General features: G+C 72.9%; 13 protein-coding genes. 7 read left to right on the top strand and 6 right to left on the bottom strand.

What is annotated here, in order from left to right:
* Positions 1-15 precede the first annotated feature (15 nt).
* Positions 16-948 carry an endonuclease/exonuclease/phosphatase family protein gene (locus ABD324_RS30205; RefSeq protein ID WP_344424794.1) on the top strand — a complete coding sequence of 311 codons (933 nt, stop codon included), beginning with the start codon at positions 16-18 and terminating at the stop codon, positions 946-948.
* Positions 949-987: 39 nt separating this feature from the next.
* On the opposite strand, the gene ABD324_RS30200 is transcribed toward ABD324_RS30205, so the two are convergent.
* Both ABD324_RS30200 and ABD324_RS30195 read right to left on the bottom strand, forming a co-directional pair.
* Positions 988-2,601: a flavin-containing monooxygenase gene (locus tag ABD324_RS30200; RefSeq protein WP_344424791.1), complete on the bottom strand. Its 1,614-nt coding sequence runs from the start codon at positions 2,599-2,601 to the stop codon at positions 988-990.
* 79 nt (positions 2,602-2,680) lie between these two features.
* A complete protein-coding gene (locus ABD324_RS30195) occupies positions 2,681-4,408 on the bottom strand; it encodes a sigma-54-dependent Fis family transcriptional regulator (protein WP_344424788.1) in 1,728 nt (575 codons plus the stop codon).
* Between the two features lie 128 nt (positions 4,409-4,536).
* Here ABD324_RS30195 and ABD324_RS30190 point away from each other — a divergent pair, with 128 nt between their 5' ends.
* Together ABD324_RS30190 and ABD324_RS30185 are read left to right on the top strand one after the other, a co-directional pair.
* Positions 4,537-5,598, top strand: coding sequence for an alpha/beta fold hydrolase (locus tag ABD324_RS30190; RefSeq protein WP_344424786.1), 1,062 nt, complete (start codon positions 4,537-4,539; stop codon positions 5,596-5,598).
* Positions 5,598-6,647, top strand: a complete 1,050-nt coding sequence (locus tag ABD324_RS30185) for a zinc-binding dehydrogenase (protein ID WP_344424784.1) — start codon at positions 5,598-5,600, stop codon at positions 6,645-6,647. Before ABD324_RS30190 ends, ABD324_RS30185 begins: the two co-directional genes overlap by 1 nt.
* Positions 6,648-6,699: 52 nt before the next feature.
* Here the strand turns inward: ABD324_RS30185 and ABD324_RS30180 are convergent, their stop codons facing one another.
* The 4 genes from ABD324_RS30180 to ABD324_RS30165 form a co-directional block, all read right to left on the bottom strand.
* Positions 6,700-8,178, bottom strand: a complete 1,479-nt coding sequence (locus ABD324_RS30180; RefSeq protein ID WP_344424781.1) for an AMP-binding protein — start codon at positions 8,176-8,178, stop codon at positions 6,700-6,702.
* A gap of 38 nt (positions 8,179-8,216) precedes the next feature.
* Positions 8,217-8,933 (bottom strand): DUF4386 domain-containing protein, encoded by a 717-nt coding sequence (locus tag ABD324_RS30175; RefSeq protein WP_344424779.1) that lies wholly within the window; start codon positions 8,931-8,933, stop codon positions 8,217-8,219.
* Complete coding sequence (locus ABD324_RS30170; protein ID WP_344424776.1) at positions 8,930-9,154, bottom strand: hypothetical protein; 225 nt, start codon at positions 9,152-9,154, stop codon at positions 8,930-8,932. Before ABD324_RS30170 ends, ABD324_RS30175 begins: the two co-directional genes overlap by 4 nt.
* Positions 9,155-9,305: 151 nt before the next feature.
* Positions 9,306-11,969, bottom strand: a complete 2,664-nt coding sequence (locus ABD324_RS30165; protein WP_344424774.1) for a winged helix-turn-helix domain-containing protein — start codon at positions 11,967-11,969, stop codon at positions 9,306-9,308.
* A 201-nt stretch (positions 11,970-12,170) separates the two neighbouring features.
* Here ABD324_RS30165 and ABD324_RS30160 point away from each other — a divergent pair, with 201 nt between their 5' ends.
* From ABD324_RS30160 to ABD324_RS30145, 4 genes are all read left to right on the top strand, one after another.
* Entirely contained in the window at positions 12,171-13,049 is an 879-nt protein-coding gene (locus ABD324_RS30160; RefSeq protein WP_344424771.1) for an FAD binding domain-containing protein, read from the top strand.
* Positions 13,046-13,537 carry a (2Fe-2S)-binding protein gene (locus ABD324_RS30155; protein WP_344424766.1) on the top strand — a complete coding sequence of 164 codons (492 nt, stop codon included), beginning with the start codon at positions 13,046-13,048 and terminating at the stop codon, positions 13,535-13,537. Before ABD324_RS30160 ends, ABD324_RS30155 begins: the two co-directional genes overlap by 4 nt.
* A 70-nt stretch (positions 13,538-13,607) precedes the next feature.
* Entirely contained in the window at positions 13,608-15,962 is a 2,355-nt protein-coding gene (locus tag ABD324_RS30150) for a xanthine dehydrogenase family protein molybdopterin-binding subunit (protein ID WP_344424763.1), read from the top strand.
* Positions 15,962-16,474 carry a nuclear transport factor 2 family protein gene (locus ABD324_RS30145; protein ID WP_344424760.1) on the top strand — a complete coding sequence of 171 codons (513 nt, stop codon included), beginning with the start codon at positions 15,962-15,964 and terminating at the stop codon, positions 16,472-16,474. The genes ABD324_RS30150 and ABD324_RS30145 overlap by 1 nt, the downstream gene beginning before the upstream one ends.
* Positions 16,475-16,476 lie beyond the last annotated feature (2 nt).

Genomic DNA, 16,476 nt, shown 5'->3' with positions numbered 1-16,476 from the left:
GGGTGGACTACCGCCATGTCCACCCTCACCCGCACCCCGCCCGGACTGTGGAGGCGCGGCCGGGTCCCGGCGGCGCTCGCGATCCTGCTGGGCCTGGTCCTGTTGCTGCACCGGTGGATCCCGAACCGGGTGGGCAACCTCGGCAGCCTGGTGGAGACGTTCCTGCCGTGGCTCGGGCTGTTCGTCCCGGTGCTGGCGATCGTCGCCCTGGCCCGGCGGTCTGCCGCCGCGGGTGTCGCGCTGCTGCTGCCGATCACCGTGTGGCTCAGCATGTTCGGCGGGCTCCTGGTCGACCGGTCCCACCCGGGCGGCGGCCTGAAGGTGGTGACGCACAATGTCGGCGCCGACAACCCCGATCCCACCGGCACCGCCCGCGACCTCCTCGCCTCCGGCGCGGACCTGCTGGCCCTGGAGGAGATCACCCCGCAGGCCCGGACCGTCTACGAGCGGGAGCTCGCGGCCTACCCGTTCCACACGGTGCAGGGCTCGGTCGGGCTGTGGAGCCGGTACCCACTGACGGACGTCCGCCCGGTCGACGTCGCCCTGGACACCACCCGCGCCCTCCGCGCCACCGTGGCGACGGACCGGGGGCCGCTCGCGGTGTACGTCGCCCACCTGGGATCGGTTCGGATCTTTCCCCGCAACGGCTTCTGGACGGAGAGCCGCGACGGAGGCATCCAGGCGCTGAGCAGGGCTCTCGCCGCGGAACCGACCAGGAACGTCCTGCTGCTCGGCGACCTCAACGGCACCCTGGACGACCGCGCGTTCGCCCCGCTCACGGCGCAGCTCACCCCGGCCGGGCAGGGCTTCGGCTTCACCTGGCCCGCGACCTTCCCGGTCGTGCGTTCCGACCAGATCCTGGTCCGCGGCGGCGAGCCGCCGGACTCCTGGGTGCTGCCGGCGACGGGGAGCGACCACCGGCCGGTGGGGGCCGAGATCCGGTGGTGACACCGGCCCCGACCGCGCGGCGCGGTCGGGGCCGGGAGGTCAGCGGCGCTCGAAGGACGGATAGCCCGCGGCCGCCTCCTCGTCGCACTTCTGCCGGTAGGTCCCCACCCCGCCGATGTAGGACAGCAGCCGCCGCGGTTTGCCGGGGACGTTGGAGCCCAGGTACCAGGAGTTCGTCCTCGGCACGAGCGTGGCGCTCGCGACCTCCTCGTGGTGGGCCACCCAGGCCTCCTCGCCCTCGGCGGTCGGCTCGATGACGGCCTTCCCGGACTGCCGCAGGTCCCGGATCGCGCCGCTGATCCACTCCGTCTGCTGCTGCAGGCAGGTGGTCATGTTGCAGAGCGCCGCGGACGGGGCGAGCGGGACCGCCGTCGTCAGCAGGTTGGGGTAGCCGTGCTTGGCCAGGCCCATCGTGGTGCGGATGTCGCGGCCCCACTCCTCGGCCAGCGACCGGCCGTCCCGCCCGCGGATGTCGATGCGGGTCAGCGCGCCGGTGCCGGCGTCGAAGCCGGTGGCGAGGACGACCACGTCGAGCTCCACGACGGTGCCGTCCGTCAGCTCGATGCCCTCCGGCCGGAACCGGGCGATCGGGTTGTCCTTCACATCGACCAGATCGACGTGCGGCTGCCGGTAGACCTCGAGGTAGCCGTTCTCCAGCGGGACCCGGTGGGTGCCGAAGCCGTAGTCGGTCGGGACCAGGACGTCGATCAGGTGCTGGTCCTTCAGCCGCGCCCGCATCTTGTCCCGCACGAACTCCGAGACGGCCTCGCTGACCTCCTCGAAGAAGAACATCTCCCCGAAGCCGGCGAGCCAGAGCTTGAGCGATCCGTCCTGGTAGATCTCCTCGAGGATCTGCTGCCGTTCCTCGGGGGTCTTCTCCGCCCAGACGTGCACGAAGTCGTACTCGAACCCCGTGAAGGTGTGCGGGATCGTCTTGCGCAGCTCCTCGTAGCGGCCGTGGTACCAGTCGTGCTCGGCCTGCCCGTACTTCGGGTTCTTCATCGGCAGCACGTACTGCGGGGTCCGGGCGAACACGGTGAGGTGGCCGACCTCGTGCGCGATGCTCTGGATCACCTGGATCCCGGTGGCGCCGATGCCGACGACCCCGACCCGCTTGCCCGCGACGTCGACACCCCCTTCGGGGTACGACGACGTGTAGACGATCTGCCCGCGGAACGAGTCCTGGTCCTCGAACTGGTTCGTCAGCGGGGCGGAGAGCATGCCCGCGCAGCTGACGAAGAACTGGGTGTCGATCACGTCGCCCTTGTCGGTGCGGACCGTCCAGCGGCCGCGCTCCTCGTCGTAGTCCGCCGAGGTGATCCGGGTGGAGAACCGGATGTCGCGGCGCAGGTCGAGGCGCTCGGTGACGTAGTGCAGCCACCGCTCGATCTCGGGCTGACCGGGGAACTTCTCGCTCCAGGACCAGCCCTTGTAGAGCTTCTCGTCGAACAGGTACTGGTAGATGTAGCCCTCGCTGTCGAAGCGCGCGCCCGGGTAGCGGTTCCACCACCAGGTCCCGCCGACATCCCCTGCCGCGTCGTACGCGCGGACGTTGAGGCCCTGCTCCCGCAGCTGGTGCAGCTGGTAGAGCCCGGCCACCCCGGCGCCGAGCACCACCGCGTCCAGCTCGAGTGTCGTGGACTGTGCTGACATCGTCGTCCCACCTCCCGTGTGTTCAGGACCAGCGTGAGCCGTGTCCCACACCCCGGAGGTGTCCCAACAAGGGACATGATCAATCGGAGATCCCGTACTGCCGGAGCTTGCGGTAGAGGGTGGAGCGGGCCAGGCCGAGCGCGGTGGCGGCGGCCTTGCGGTTGCCGGCCGCCTCGCGCAGGGCGGTGACGATGGCGTCCCGCTCGAGCTCGTCGACCGGGCGCAGCACGCTGCGCGGGGTGCTCTGGCACCGCGCGGGCAGGTCGTGGACCTCGATCACGCCGACCGGTCGGGTCGTCAGTGCGCAGGCGAGGACCTCGCGCAGCTCCCGGACGTTGCCCGGCCAGCGGTAGCGGGCCAGCATCCGGGTGGCCTCGACGGACAGCCGTACCTCGCGGTGCGGGGCGAGCTCGGCCAGCAGCGCCCTGACCAGCTCGGCGAGGTCGGCGGTGCGGTGGCGCAGCGGTGGCACAGTCACGCAGCCGCGGAAGAGTGCCAGCAGCGCCGGCTGCGTCTCCGCCGTGGCCACGAACAGCGGTGGGTCGGCCAGCTCGTCGAGCAGCTGCGCACCGGCCGAGGCGGACAACCGGTCGATGTCGCACAGCACGTGCAGCACCCCCGGCAGCGGTCGGGTGAGGGCCCGCGCACACCCGCGGGGATCCTGCTCGACGGTCGCGGCGGGGTGCCTGACCAGGCGGCCCGCCGGCTCGTCGAGCCGGTACAGCTCCTCGAGCAGCCGGAAGCGCCCGGAGCCCGGTTCGCCGAGCACCAGCACCGGACGCCCGGCCCGCAGCTCCGTCCGGGCGGATCCGGCCGCGGCGCCCAGCCCGGGGGACGAGCTGTGCAGCGGCGCGAGTGCCGGCGCGCCCACCGCCCCCTCCACCTCGTCGAGCAGGGTGACGACGCCGATCATCCCGGCGATGTCGTCCCCGATCGCGACGGTGGACCCCCGCAGCCGCACGCGCGCACCGGACGGCAGGTCGACGCGCTGGTCGACGGTCGTGTGCCGGGGCGCGAGGAAACGGACGTGGTCGTGCAGCGTGTCCTGGTCGTGGGCGTCGAGCAGGGTCTGCATCGCCGTGTTGGCCACGACGACGCGGGGCCCGACCGCGACCACGGCGTCCCGGGTGCGGGCGTCGACCCGGGAGTAGACGTCGAACAGGGCCTGTTGTGCCTGGTCACGGTCCTGGACGAGGTTGTGCTCGATCAGCCGGGCCGCGTTGCGCACGAGCGAGTGCATGATCGGCGTGGACTGGTCGGCGAGGCAGCTGATGTCCAGCACGCCCTCGATGCGCCCGGTGAAGGGGTCGCGGACCGGCGCCCCGGCGCAGGCGAAGGCCTGCAGCGAGTCGACGAAGTGCTCCGCGCCGACGATGTGCACGGACTCGCCGAACTCGATCACCGTGCCGACGCCGTTGGTGCCGACCAGGCCCTCCGCGTAGCCGAAGCCCTGCGCGAACTGGACGCGGTCGAGCACCCGCCCGATCCAGTGGCTGCTGTCCTTGCGGGCCAGGATGCGCGCGCGGCTGTCCGTGAGCGCGACGCACATGGGGACGTCGGAGAGCTGCTCGGCGAGCTGGTCGATCACCGGCCGCGCGCACTTGACCAGGCGGGACTGGAAGTCCAGCTCGGTCGTGTACGGGCTCTCCACCGTGTCCGGCGGCACCCCGCCGGCCACGCTGCGCCGCCAGGAGGCCGCGACGTGGTCCGGGACCCCGTCGACGGTGCTGCCGGCGAGCCCGCCGTCGAGCAGCTCCGCGCGGGCGCTCACCAACAGCAGGCGGCGATCAGGACCGTCGAACGACACGGGCACCTCCTCGTGTCCCGCCGTCCATCGTCCGTCACGGGTCAAGGGCGCGGCGTGTCCCATTTCCGGACACGCGGTGGCCCAGGACACAGCCGACAGTGACTCGTCGACGACGACGAGGAGTTCGCATGATCGACAACCCCTACTACTCGCACGAGTTCCACGGTGACTACGAGCTCGTGTCCATCGGCCGGCTCGATCTCGAGGAGGGTGGCTCGATCCCGGACTGCCGGCTGGCCTACACCACCTTCGGCACCCTGAACGAGGCGCGCGACAACGCCGTCCTCGTCACCACCTGGTTCTCCGGCACCCACCAGATCTGGCGGGACCAGTACATCGGCGACGGCCACGCGCTGGACCCCGCGAAGTACTTCGTCGTGGTGGTCGACCAGATCGGCTCCGGGCTCTCGACGTCCCCCCACAACGCATCCGGGGACAACGCCGCGATCTCGATGTCGAAGTTCCCGCACGTCAGGATCGGTGACGACGTCGTCGCGCAGGAACGGCTGCTGCGCGAGCACCTCGGCATCGAGACGCTGCACGCCGTCGTCGGTGGCTCGATGGGCGCTCAGCAGACCTACGAGTGGGCCGTCCGCTTCCCCGAGAAGGTGAAGCGCGCCGCCCCGATCGCCGGGACCGCCCAGGTCACCCCGCACGACGTCCTCTTCTCGCGGTCCCTGGTCGAGGCGATCACCTCCGATCCCGGCTTCGCCGGCGGCGAGTACACCTCGAACGCCGAGGTCGTCGCCGGTCTGGAGCGGCACGCCCGGATCTGGGCGGTGATGGGCTTCTCCACGGAGTTCTGGAAGCAGGAGGTGTGGCGGGCGCTGGAGTTCGACTCCAAGGAGGCCTTCCTCGAGGGCTTCCTGCAGCCGTACTTCACCGTGATGGACCCCAACGACCTGATCTGCATGGCGTGGAAGTGGCAGCGCGGCGACGTCGCCCGCCACACCGGCGGCGACCTCGACGCGGCGCTCGGCCGGATCACCGCGCGCACCTTCGTGATGCCGATCAGCGAGGACATGTTCTTCCCGCCGCGGGACTGCCGGGCCGAACAGGAGCGGATCAAGAACTCCGAGTTCCGGGTGGTCGACGACGTCCTGGGCCACCTCGGGCTGTTCGCCGTCGCCCCCACCTACATGCCGCAGATCGACGCGCACCTCGGCGAGCTCCTGGACGGTCCGGCGTGATGCGCGGGCTGGCCTTCCTCGGCGACGGGACCATCGGGCTCGTCGAGCGGGAGATCCCGACGGCCGGGCCGGGCGAGGCGGTCGTCCGCACCACCGCGTCCCTGATCTGCACGTCCGACGTGCACACCGTCGCCGGGGTGCTCCCGGTTCCGGCAGGGCGGATGCTCGGCCACGAGAGCGTCGGCGTGGTCCACGAGATCGGCGACGGCGTGACGTCCGTGCAGGTCGGGGACCGGGTGGCGGTCAACGCCGTCACCCCGGACGGCACCTGCGACTACTGCCAGCGCGGCTTCACGTCGCAGTGCGGCGGGGCGCTGGGCGGCTACCGCTACACGGCGCAGAAGGACGGCAACCTCGCCGAGTACTTCCACGTCAACGACGCCGACTACAACCTCGCCCCGATCCCGGAGGGGCTCGCGGACGAGGTCGCGGTCTATGCCTGCGACATGCTCTCGACCGGCTTCGTCGGCGCCGAGAACGCGCACATCCCGCTGGGCGGCACGGTGGCCGTGTTCGCGCAGGGCGCGGTCGGGCTCTCCGCCACCCTGGGCGCGCGGCTGCTCGGCGCCGGGCTGATCATCGCGGTGGAGGGCCGCCCGGACCGGGCGGCGCTGGCCAAGCAGTTCGGCGCGGACCTCGTGGTCGACCCCTCGAAGGGCGACGCCGCCGAGCAGATCGTCGAGATCACCGGCGACGGCGTCGACTCCGCCATCGAGGCCCTCGGCTCGCAGGTCACCTTCGAGGGCTGCCTGCGCGCAACCCGCGCCGGCGGCACGATCTCCAACCTCGGCTACCACGGCGAGGGTGGACCGACGCTGACCATCCCGCTCGACGCGTTCGGGCTGGGCATGGCCGGGAAGACGATCACCACCGACCTGTGCCCGGGCGGTCGCGACCGCATGGAACGGCTCATGCGGCTGCTCGCCACGGGCAAGGTCGACCCGACCCCGATGACCACCCACCGCTTCGGCATCGCCGACGCGGAGGAGGCCTTCGCGGTCATGCGGGACAAGCGGGACGGCGTGATCAAGCCCCTCATCACGTACTGACCGCCTGCGCAGCCGGCCGGGCCGACGGGCCCGGCCGGCCCAGTTCGCCGGTCTAGCTCGCTGCCGGCGTCGCCACCCGCTCGGCCCGCAGCGCGCCGCGGCGGACCTTGCCGGCGTCGTCGCGCAGCGAGGTGGTGACGAACTCGTAGGTCCACGGCTGCTTGTAGATCACCAGGCGGTCGGCCAGGAAGGCCCGCAGCCCGTCGGCGTCGAGACCGGGGTCGGCCTCGACGATGGCGTGGACCCGGGCGCCGCGGTCGTCGTCGGGCAGGCCGATCACCGCGACCGAGCGCACCCGCGGATGCTCCTGGATCGCCGCCTCGACCTCCGCCGGGTAGATGTTGACGCCCCCCGAGATGATCAGGTCGCCGGTGCGGTCGCCCAGGTAGAGGTAGCCGTCCTCGTCCACCCGGCCCAGGTCGCCGAGGGACTCCCAGTCGCCGTCGCGGACGCGGGACTCGCCCCCGAGGTAGTGGTAGGTCGGCTTGTCGCCGAGGTTGCGCATCCAGATCTCGCCCATCTCGCCGGCGGGGAGCTCGTGCCCGTCGACGTCGAGGATGCGGACGGCGCCCTCGACCGGGCGCCCGACCGAGCCCTCGTGGGCGAGCCACTCGGCCCCGCTGATCCGGGTCGCGGTCTGCCCCTCCGTGCCGGCGAAGGCCTCCCACACGCGCTCCGGGCCGATCCAGTCGATCCACTGCCGCTTGAGCCAGGCCGGACAGGGTTCCGCGGTGTGCCAGAGGGCGACGAGGCTGCTCAGGTCGTAACGGGCGCGCACCTCCTCGGGCAGCCGGAGGATGCGCTTCATCATGGTCGGCACCACGATCGTCACCTGGCCGCCGTGGGTGTCGATCGCGGCCAGGGTGGCCTCGGCGTCGAACCGGGGCAGCACCACCACGTGGTTGCCCTCGAGCAGCGCCAGGATCGCCCAGACGAACGGGCCGTTGTGGTAGAGCGGCCCGGGGATCACCATGCAGCCGTCGCGCTGGATGAAGAAGCGCAGCTCGGCGTCGGTGTCCATCAGGGCCGGCTCGCCGGCCACGATGATCTTCGGGCGGCCGGTCGAGCCGCCCGAGGTCGGGGCCTTCCAGGCCGGCGAGGCCGTGGCGGTGTCGTCGACGTCGGGGAGGGCCGCGATCGCCTCGTCGGTGCCCGACGGCCGGTGGCCGGCCGGCAGCGAGGTCCGGCCCTCGAACAGGCCGGGATCGATCCCGAGCACGACCGGGGCGTTCGCCAGCTCGACGATCGCGGCCAGCTCGCGGGCGGGCAGGCGGGCCGAGACCGGCTGCGGGATCGCGCCGACCCGCCAGGCGGCCAGGACCGCGACCAGCCACTCGACCGAGTTGGGGAGCGCGATCGTCAGCATGTCGCCGTGGCGCAGCCCGCGGGCGGCGAGATCGGCGGCCAGCACGTCGGCCCGGCGCACGAGCTCGGCCCGGCTGATCGTCTCCTCGCCGCAGGTCACCGCGGGCGCGTCGGGGTCTGCGGTCGCGAGATCGCCGAACCGGCGGCTGTAGGTCACGATCGGCATCCGGGCTCCCTCGACTCGCGGCAGGGTCACGCTCATGGCTACGCCGGGCGCGTTACCCCGGCCGTGGCCCGCGGGGCGTTAGCCCCTCCCCGGAAGCCCTTGGCCACCAGGTAGATCCCCAGCCCGAGCTCCCAGGCGGCGATCGGCAGGGCGAGCAGCGCGGCGAGCGGGGCGTTGCGGTCGTAGAGCCCGAACAGGACGGCGACGTCGGACGCCAGCAGCAGCGGGGCGCCGATCAGCCCGAGCAGCGGCAGGACCCGCGGGACCAGGCCGGAGCGGTACAGCACGGTGCCGAGGCACAGGGCGTTGAACACCGGCGCGAGGCTCTGGGAGAGCAGGAAGACCTTGTCGTAGCCGGTCGAGAGCACGGGCCCGAGGGCGGCGGCCGCGGGATCGCCGCGCAGGCCCACCATCGTCAGGACGATCGCGACCCCGGCGAGGATCAGCGTGGCCTCGACGGTCCGGGAGGCTACGAAGCCGAGGGCCGCGGTCTCGCCGTGGCGCCTCGTGACCGGGAACAGCACCACCGCGGTGCCGACGCAGGCGATCGCGACGACGACCTCGGACAGCGCTCCCCACAGCACCGCAGTGCCGCTGCCGGACCCGAGGAGGAAGGCGGCCGGGTCGCCGAGCGGGCCGTAGAGCGCCAGGGTGGGGATCGACACGAAGGTGACGAGGTAGAACACGCCGGCGGCGAACGCCCTGCGGCGCAGCGGATCGGCGGTCGTCGGGCGGGGTGGGGCGGTGGTCGTCATGGGGAGGTCCTCCGGTTCGGTGGAACGTCGAGGCGGGTGACGGTGAGCAGGGGTAGGCCGAGGTCGTGGATGCGGCGGAGCAGGCCGTGCAGTGCCGCCTGGTCGGCGACCGGGCCGCGGAGCGTGGTGCCGCGGGCCGTGGTGGTGAGGGCCATGCCGTCGAACCAGTCGGCCCAGCGGGCGTCGAGCCGGCCCTCGAGGTGGATCTCGTAGCGCTCCATGCGTGCCCTCCCGTCGGTCCCGTCGTGGACAGCCGAAAGGTAGGGAGCGGGGTGGTGAGTGCGGCTCACCCTGCTTGGTGATTCGAGGGGTGGGCGCCGGCCGTGGAGCGGCGCCGACCTCGGCGGTGCCGGGCCGGTCCGGGTGCCGGACCTAGCGGCGGGGCAGGAGGTCCAGCTCCGCGGCCCGGCGGACCGCCGCGCGGCGGCTGGTCACCCCGAGCTTCGCGTAGATGTTCTTGGTGTGGGTCCGCACGGTGTTGACGGAGACGAACAGCCGCCGGGCGATGTCCGGGCCGTCGAGGTCGGTGCCGAGCAGCCGCAGGACGTCGAGCTCCCGGGCGCTCAGCGGGGCAGGGCCGGTCGCTCGTGGGTGGCGGCCCGATAGGCGGCCCAGCACGGTGCCGGCGTACTCCGACCCCGACGCCTCGAGCAGCGACACGAGGAGCGGGCCCTCGTCGAGGAAGGCGCGGAGGTGTCCGTGCGGGGCCGCGAGGTCCAGCGCCCGGCGGAGGGCCTCGGTCGCCGCGGCCTGCTTCCCCCGGGCCTGCTCGGCGAGGGCCCGGGTCACCAGGACGGCGATCAGGGTTCCCGTCCGGCCGCCCCGCTCGGCCTGCGCGGCGAGGCCGTCGAGCAGCTCGGACGGGTGCTCGCCGCGGGCGACCAGCGCGCGGGCCAGCGCGAGGTGCTCGAACTCCCGCAGGTAGGTGAGCTCGGCCGGTTCCCCTGCCGTCCCGCGGCCGCGGCGGGCCTCGACCAGCGCCCGGCGTGCCTGGATCGGCGTGACGTCGGGGAAGTAGTCGCCGACGTAGTGGCGCTGGGCCTCGTCGAGCAGGCGCAGCGCGCCCTCGGGATCGCCGTCGATCTCGGACAGGCGGGCGGCGAGGACCCGGCGGCGGTAGGGGTTCTGGGGGAGCCCGCCGCGGTCGCCGAGCTCCTCGGCGGTGGCGAGATGCGCGCGGGCCTGGTCGATCTCGTCGCGCTCCAGGAGGACCGTGCCCAGTGCGACGTGCAGGTCCGCGGCCCCGCGCAGCGGCGGCTCGCCCTCGGGGGCGACCACGCGGAACGCCTGCCCGAGCTCGGCCAGCGCCTCGTCGAGCCGGCCCTGGGCGAGCCGGATGTCGACGAGCGCGATCGTGCAGCCCGCGACGTCCGATCTGTGCCCGGCTGCCTCCAACGATCGCGCGGCCTCGGCGTACCAGTGGTGGCCGCCGTCGAGATCGCCCTCGGCCCACAGCGCGAGGCCGAGGATCCCCGAGGCGCTGCCGCGGCCGAGCGGATCGTCGCCCGCCGCCTCGATCGCCCGCCGGGCCTGGGCGGCGGCGCCGGGGAGGTCCCCGGCGAGCAGGGCGATCGCGGCGCGGTAGAGGGCGATGGCGCTGGGGAGTGAGCGGTAGGCCTCCTCGTCGACGACGACCATCTGGCCGACGAAATCCTGCGGTCGGACGTCGCAGATGTGTGTTTCGGCCTCCCGAAAGTGCCGACTCGCGGGGGTGGGGGGCGCTGGGCTCGCGGGGGTGGAGGTGAGGGCCTGTTCGGCGGTGGCGAGCCAGGACTCCGCCTCGGCCGGGCGGCCGAGGGCCATGAGGGCGGCGGCGCGGCCCACGGCGAGGACCGGGCGGGACCGGAGGACATCGTCCGGGAGGGCCTCCAGCCAGCGGCGCATGGTCAGTTCCCGGCGGTCGCGGCGCAGGGCCGGGAGGGTCGGCTCGATCAGCTCGGCGGCCCGGACCATGTCCCCGCCGGCCAGGGCGTGGGACACCGCCTCGGCGCGCTCGCCGGCCTGCTCGAACCACTCGCAGGCGCGGGCGTGCAGGCCCGGCTCGGCCGCGGGGAGCTCCGCGCGCAGATGGACGCGCAGGACGTCGGCGAACAGATGGTGGTAGCGGTACCAGCGGCGACGCCGGTCCAGCGGGACCAGGAAGAGGTTGGCGCGGTCGAGCGCGTCCAGGACGGCACGACCGTCGGAGCGGCCCGTCACGGCGTCGCACAGCTCGGCGGTCATCCGGCCCAGCACGGAGGTCCGGAGCAGGAACTCCCGCTGCGAGGCCGGCAGCCGCGCCAGCACCTCCTCCACCAGGTAGTCGACGATGTAGCGGTCGTCGCCGGCGAACTCGCCGAGGAACCCCCGCACGTCGTCGCGGTCGCGGAGCGACAGTGCCGCGAGCTGCAGGGCGGCGATCCAGCCCTCGGTCCGCTCCTCGAGCACGGCGACGTCGTCGGCGGACACCGTGAGGCCCATGGCGCCGATGAGGTACTCCGCGGCCTCCTCGCCGGTGAACCGCAGGTCCGCGGCCCGCAGCTCGACGAGGTCGCCGCGGCTTCGCCAGCGCGCGAGCGGCAGCGCCGGATCGGCGCGGGTGGCGAGCACCAGCCGGACCTGCGGGGGCAGGTGTTCCACGAGGAACCCGACGCCCTCCTGCACGGCCGGCGAGCCGACGAGGTGGAAGTCGTCGAGCACCAGGACGAGCCCGTCGTCGACCGCGGCGAGGTCGTTGACCAGCGTCGCGAGGTCCGCCTCCGCCGGCCCGGGGACCACCGCTCCCAGCGCGGGGACGACAGCGCGCAGCGCGGCGTGGACGTAGGCCCAGAAGGTCGCGGGATCGTCGTCGCGCGCGTCGAGCGAGAGCCACGCGGTGCGGCCCGTCCGTCCGGCGAGCCAGTCGGCGAGCACGGTCGTCTTGCCGAACCCGGCCGGGGCCGAGACCAGCGTCAACGCCGACTCGCCCGCGTCGAGCACCCGGGTCAGCCGGGGTCGGGGCACCTGGCCGCGCCGCCGCCGGGGGACGTGCAGCTTGGTGGTCACGAGGGGGCCCACCGGGACCTCCTCGCGCCGGGCGGACGAATCCTGACAGCCACAGCACCGACGGGCTAGTCGCGAGGGACCTAGCAGCGGTCCGAGACCCGGTGCGCCGGGAAATCACTCGCGACGGTTGTGGGGTCCGACGAGCCGACGTTACTGTCCTAACGTCTAATGCCGTGACGGGGGTCACTCCGTAGCCGCACGGGAAGTGGAGCGATGAAGCCTGCACCGTTCGAACACTGGGCCCCCACGTCGGTCGACGAGGCGGTCAAGATCCTGTCCGGTCTGGACGATCCGGGCGACGCCAAGGTGATGGCCGGCGGCCAGAGCCTGATGCCGCTGCTGAACCTGCGGCTCAGCCAGCCCGCGCACATCGTGGACCTCAACGCCGTCACCGGGATCTCCGAGGTCTACCGCGAGCGCGACACGCTGGTCGTCGGCGCCATGTGCCGGCAGCGGACCGCCGAGCGATCGGAGGACGTCGCCGCGGCCGTGCCGCTGGTCGTCGAGGCGCTGACCAACGTGGGGCATCCCGCGATCCGCAACCGCGGGACCGTCGGCGGCAGCATCGCGCACGCCGACCCGGCCGCCGAGCTGCCGACGGTCGCGCTCTGCCTCGACGCCGAGCTGGTCGCGCAGGGGCCGGGCGGGGAGCGGCGGATCGCCGCGGCGGACTTCTTCGACGGCTTCCTCTCCACCGCGCTCGGCGAGCAGGAGATCCTCACCGCCGTCCGGTTCCCCGTCGACGGGCCCGGCTGCGGATCGGCGTTCGCCGAGGTCGCGCGCCGGCACGGGGACTTCGCGATGGCCGGGGTCGCCGTCCACGTCCGGCTCTCCGGCGACACGATCGCCGAGGCGCGCATCGCCGTCTCGGGCGTCGCGCTGACCCCGGTCCGGGCCGCCGACGCCGAGGCCGCGCTGCGCGGTGCCACCCCCGGCGACGAGGCCTTCGCCGCCGCGGCCGCCGCCACCTCCGCCGCCCTCGATCCGGCCTCGGACCTGCACGCGTCCGGCGCCTACCGCACACACGTCGCCGGCGTCCTCGTCCGGCGCGCCCTGGCCACGGCCACCGACCGAGCGAGGGAGTCGCAGTGACCGACCGCGAGATCACCATCACCATCAACGGCCTGGTCAAGACGGCGCGGGTCGAGCCCCGCCGCACCCTGGCGGACTTCCTCCGCCACGACCTCGGGCTCACCGCCACCCACCTGGGCTGCGAGCACGGCGTCTGCGGCGCGTGCACGGTCCTGCTCGACGGCGAGACGGTGCGCTCCTGCCTCGCCCTGGCGGTCCACGCCGACGGGCACGAGGTGACCACCGTGGAGGGCGTCGCCCCGCCGGGGGAGATGCACGCCGTGCAGAAGGCGCTGTGGGAGAGCGGCGCGTTCCAGTGCGGGTTCTGCACGCCCGGGTTCGTGATGGCGATCTACGGCATGGAGCAGGAGCGGGCCGCCGGCCTGCCCTGCCCGCGCAGCCGCGCCGAGATCCGCGAGGAGCTCTCCGGCAACATCTGCCGCTGCTCCGGCTACCAGAAGATCATCGACGGCGCCGAGGCCGTGCTGGCCGGGGAGGGGGACCGATGAGCGAGCTTGCGAGCGAATCATCGGCACAGCGCTCGAGCGCAGCGCCGACCGGGCGAAGCGAGGGAGTGCGATGAGTTCCAGTGTCGTCGGCGGCATCGTCGGGGCGAAGATCAAGCGCCGCGAGGACGTCCGCATCCTGACCGGCACCGGCCGCTACATCGACGACGCCGGCGACCGCTCCACCCTCACCGCCCACTTCGTGCGCAGCACCGTGCCGCACGGCCGGATCACGGAGCTGAACGTCGACGCGGCGCGCGAGCTGGAGGGCGTCGTCGCGGTGATCACCGGCCCGGACATGGCGGCCTTCACCAACCCGCTTGCGCTGGGTGCCCCGATCCCCGGCCTCAACAGCGCCACGTATCCGGCGCTGGCCGTGGACACCGTGCGCTACGTCGGGGAGCCGGTCGCCCTCGTCGTCGCCTCGGACCGGTACGTCGCCGAGGACGCGGCGGGCCTGATCGAGATCGACTACGACATCCTCGATCCGGTCGTGAGCAGCACCGACGCGCTCGCCGAGGGCGCGGTGCAGCTGTTCGAGGAGGTCCCCGGCAACGTCGTCTACCGCGGCGGGTTCGAGGAGGGCGACGTCGAGAAGGCGTTCGCCGAGGCCGACCATGTCCTCGTCGACCACATCGACCAGCACCGCTGGGGCTGCGCGCCGATGGAGGGCCGCGGCGGCGTGGCGACCTACGACCGCTCGACCGGGCAGCTGACCTACGAGGCCTCCACCCAGACGTCGCACCTGCTGCGGCTGTTGGTGTCCGGCTTCATCAACCAGCCCATCCACCTGATGCGCGTGATCACCAGCGACATCGGCGGCAGCTTCGGGCTGAAGTTCTCGATCTACCGCGAGGACGTGGCGCTCTGTGCGGCCGCGAAGCACCTCGGGGCCTCGCTGAAGTGGGTCGAGGACCGCAACGAGAACCTGACCGCCGGGGGCGCGGCCCGGGACGAGACCGTGACGATCGAGGCGGCGGTCAGGGCCGACGGCACGATCCTGGGGCTCAAGGCCGACATGGTCATGAACTCCGGCGCGTACCCGATCATGCCGCCGGCCCCGGTCGTCACCAACATCGCCGGGTACATGCTGCCCGGGCCGTACCGGGTGCCCGCCTACCGCTTCAAGGCGACGGCGGTGGCGACCAACAAGGCGTCCTACATCTCGCTGCGCGGGCCGTGGGCGGTGGAGACGCTCGTCCGCGAGCGGATGATGGACCTCATCGCGAAGAAGGTGGGGATCTCGCCGGTCGAGGTGCGGCAGCGCAACCTGGTGCCGGTCACGGAGCAGCCGATCATCTCGGGCGGCGGTTTCACGATGGAGGGCGTCACCGCCGCGGAGACCTTCGAGAAGCTCGTCTCGATGATCGACTTCGACGCGTTCCGGGCCGAGCAGAAGGCCGCGCTCGCCGAGGGCCGGCTGTTGGGCCTGGGCGTCGGCACCTTCTACGAGCCCGCGCCGGGGACCCCCGAGTTCTGGGGCAAGATCGGCTTCCCGTTCGGCGCCGAGCCGGTGCGGCTGCGGATCGAGCCGGACGGGCACGTCACGGCGTTCACCACACAGATCCCCCACGGTCAGGGGCACGAGACCACGCTCGCGCAGGTCGTCGCGGAGGAGATGGGGGTCGCGTACGAGGACGTCCGGATTGTCTTCGGCGACACGGACGCCACGGTCTTCACCATGATCGGCACCGGCGGCTCCAAGGCCGGGATGATGGCAACGGGCGGGGCCATGGTCGCCGCGCGGGAGGTCAAGGAGCGGGTCATCACGATCGCCGCGGCGATGCTGGAGGCGAACCCGGACGACCTGGAGATCAAGGACTCGGTGATCTCGGTGAAGGGCGCGCCGGCCTCGCAGGTGCCGCTCGCCCAGCTCGCGATGGGCTGCTACATGGCGCCCGGGATGATGCCGCAGGGCCTGGACCTCAACCTCGAGGCCACCGCGATCTACGACGGCGAGAACGGCGGCTGGGGCCAGGGCAGCCACGCCTGCTGGGTCGAGATCGACCAGGAGACCGGCAAGATCAGCATTCCGCGCTACCTCGTCGTGGAGGACTGCGGGAAGATCATCAACCCGGACGTGGTCGACGGCCAGGTGATCGGCGGCGTCGCGATGGGACTCGGCGGGATGCTGCTGGAGCACTCCGCGTACGGCGACGACGGGCAGTACCTCGCCGGCACCTTCATGGACTACCTCATGCCGAGCGCCCCCGAGGTGCCGGAGATCGAGATCGTCCACATGGAGTTCGAGACGGCCACCATGGTCGGCTCCCGCGGGGTCGGCGAGGGGGGCACGGTGCTCGCCCCGGCTGCACTGCTCAACGCCGTCGACGACGCGTTCGCCCAGGTCGGCGGCACGCGGATCACCCAGACGCCGTTGACCCCGACCCGGGTCCTGGAGGCACTCGGCGTGATCGAGAAGGACTGATGGACCTGGCCGAGCTGGTGGCGCGCGAGGAGATCGGCGATGTCCTCGCGCGCTACTGCCGGGCGGTCGACCGCGGCGACCTGCCGCTGCTGAAGTCGGTCTACCACCCGGACGCGACGGATGACCACGGCATCTTCAGCGGCAACGCCCACGAGTTCGCGGAGTGGCTGATCGGGCAGCCGGGCCGCGGGGACCTGGTCACCCAGCACCACCTCACGAACTCGCTCGTCGAGGTCTCCGGTTCCGAGGCGCGGGCCGAGACCTACTTCGTGGCTGTCCACCGGCGGCCGGGCTCGCCGCCGCAGGTGGGCCGCTTCGGCGGTCGCTACCTCGACCGGCTGACCAGGCGGGACGGGGCATGGCGGATCGCGCACCGGACCGTCGTGCACGACTGGAGCGTGTACGCCACCAGCGACGACGAGTGGCCCGGTCTGGACACCTTCGCCCGGGGTGCGCAGGCGCCGGCGGATCCCTCGTACGCCGATGAGTTCCGGGGGCTCGGCGGGTCCTAGGT

This window comes from Pseudonocardia ailaonensis, from assembly GCF_039531635.1.
Classification (GTDB): domain Bacteria; phylum Actinomycetota; class Actinomycetes; order Mycobacteriales; family Pseudonocardiaceae; genus Pseudonocardia; species Pseudonocardia ailaonensis.
The sequence above is the reverse complement of the archived record's forward strand: the minus strand, read 5'-3'. Positions and strand labels throughout refer to the sequence as shown.

Bases quoted from the DNA above. Each gene is read 5' to 3' on its own strand.
- ABD324_RS30205 (WP_344424794.1), top strand. From the start codon at position 16: ATGTCCACCCTCACCCGCACCCCGCCCGGACTGTGGAGGCGCGGCCGG.
- ABD324_RS30200 (WP_344424791.1), bottom strand. From the start codon at position 2,601: ATGTCAGCACAGTCCACGACACTCGAGCTGGACGCGGTGGTGCTCGGC.
- ABD324_RS30190 (WP_344424786.1), top strand. From the start codon at position 4,537: ATGATCGACAACCCCTACTACTCGCACGAGTTCCACGGTGACTACGAG.
- ABD324_RS30185 (WP_344424784.1), top strand. From the start codon at position 5,598: ATGCGCGGGCTGGCCTTCCTCGGCGACGGGACCATCGGGCTCGTCGAG.
- ABD324_RS30180 (WP_344424781.1), bottom strand. From the start codon at position 8,178: ATGCCGATCGTGACCTACAGCCGCCGGTTCGGCGATCTCGCGACCGCA.
- ABD324_RS30175 (WP_344424779.1), bottom strand. From the start codon at position 8,933: ATGACGACCACCGCCCCACCCCGCCCGACGACCGCCGATCCGCTGCGC.
- ABD324_RS30170 (WP_344424776.1), bottom strand. From the start codon at position 9,154: ATGGAGCGCTACGAGATCCACCTCGAGGGCCGGCTCGACGCCCGCTGG.
- ABD324_RS30160 (WP_344424771.1), top strand. From the start codon at position 12,171: ATGAAGCCTGCACCGTTCGAACACTGGGCCCCCACGTCGGTCGACGAG.
- ABD324_RS30150 (WP_344424763.1), top strand. From the start codon at position 13,608: ATGAGTTCCAGTGTCGTCGGCGGCATCGTCGGGGCGAAGATCAAGCGC.
- ABD324_RS30145 (WP_344424760.1), top strand. From the start codon at position 15,962: ATGGACCTGGCCGAGCTGGTGGCGCGCGAGGAGATCGGCGATGTCCTC.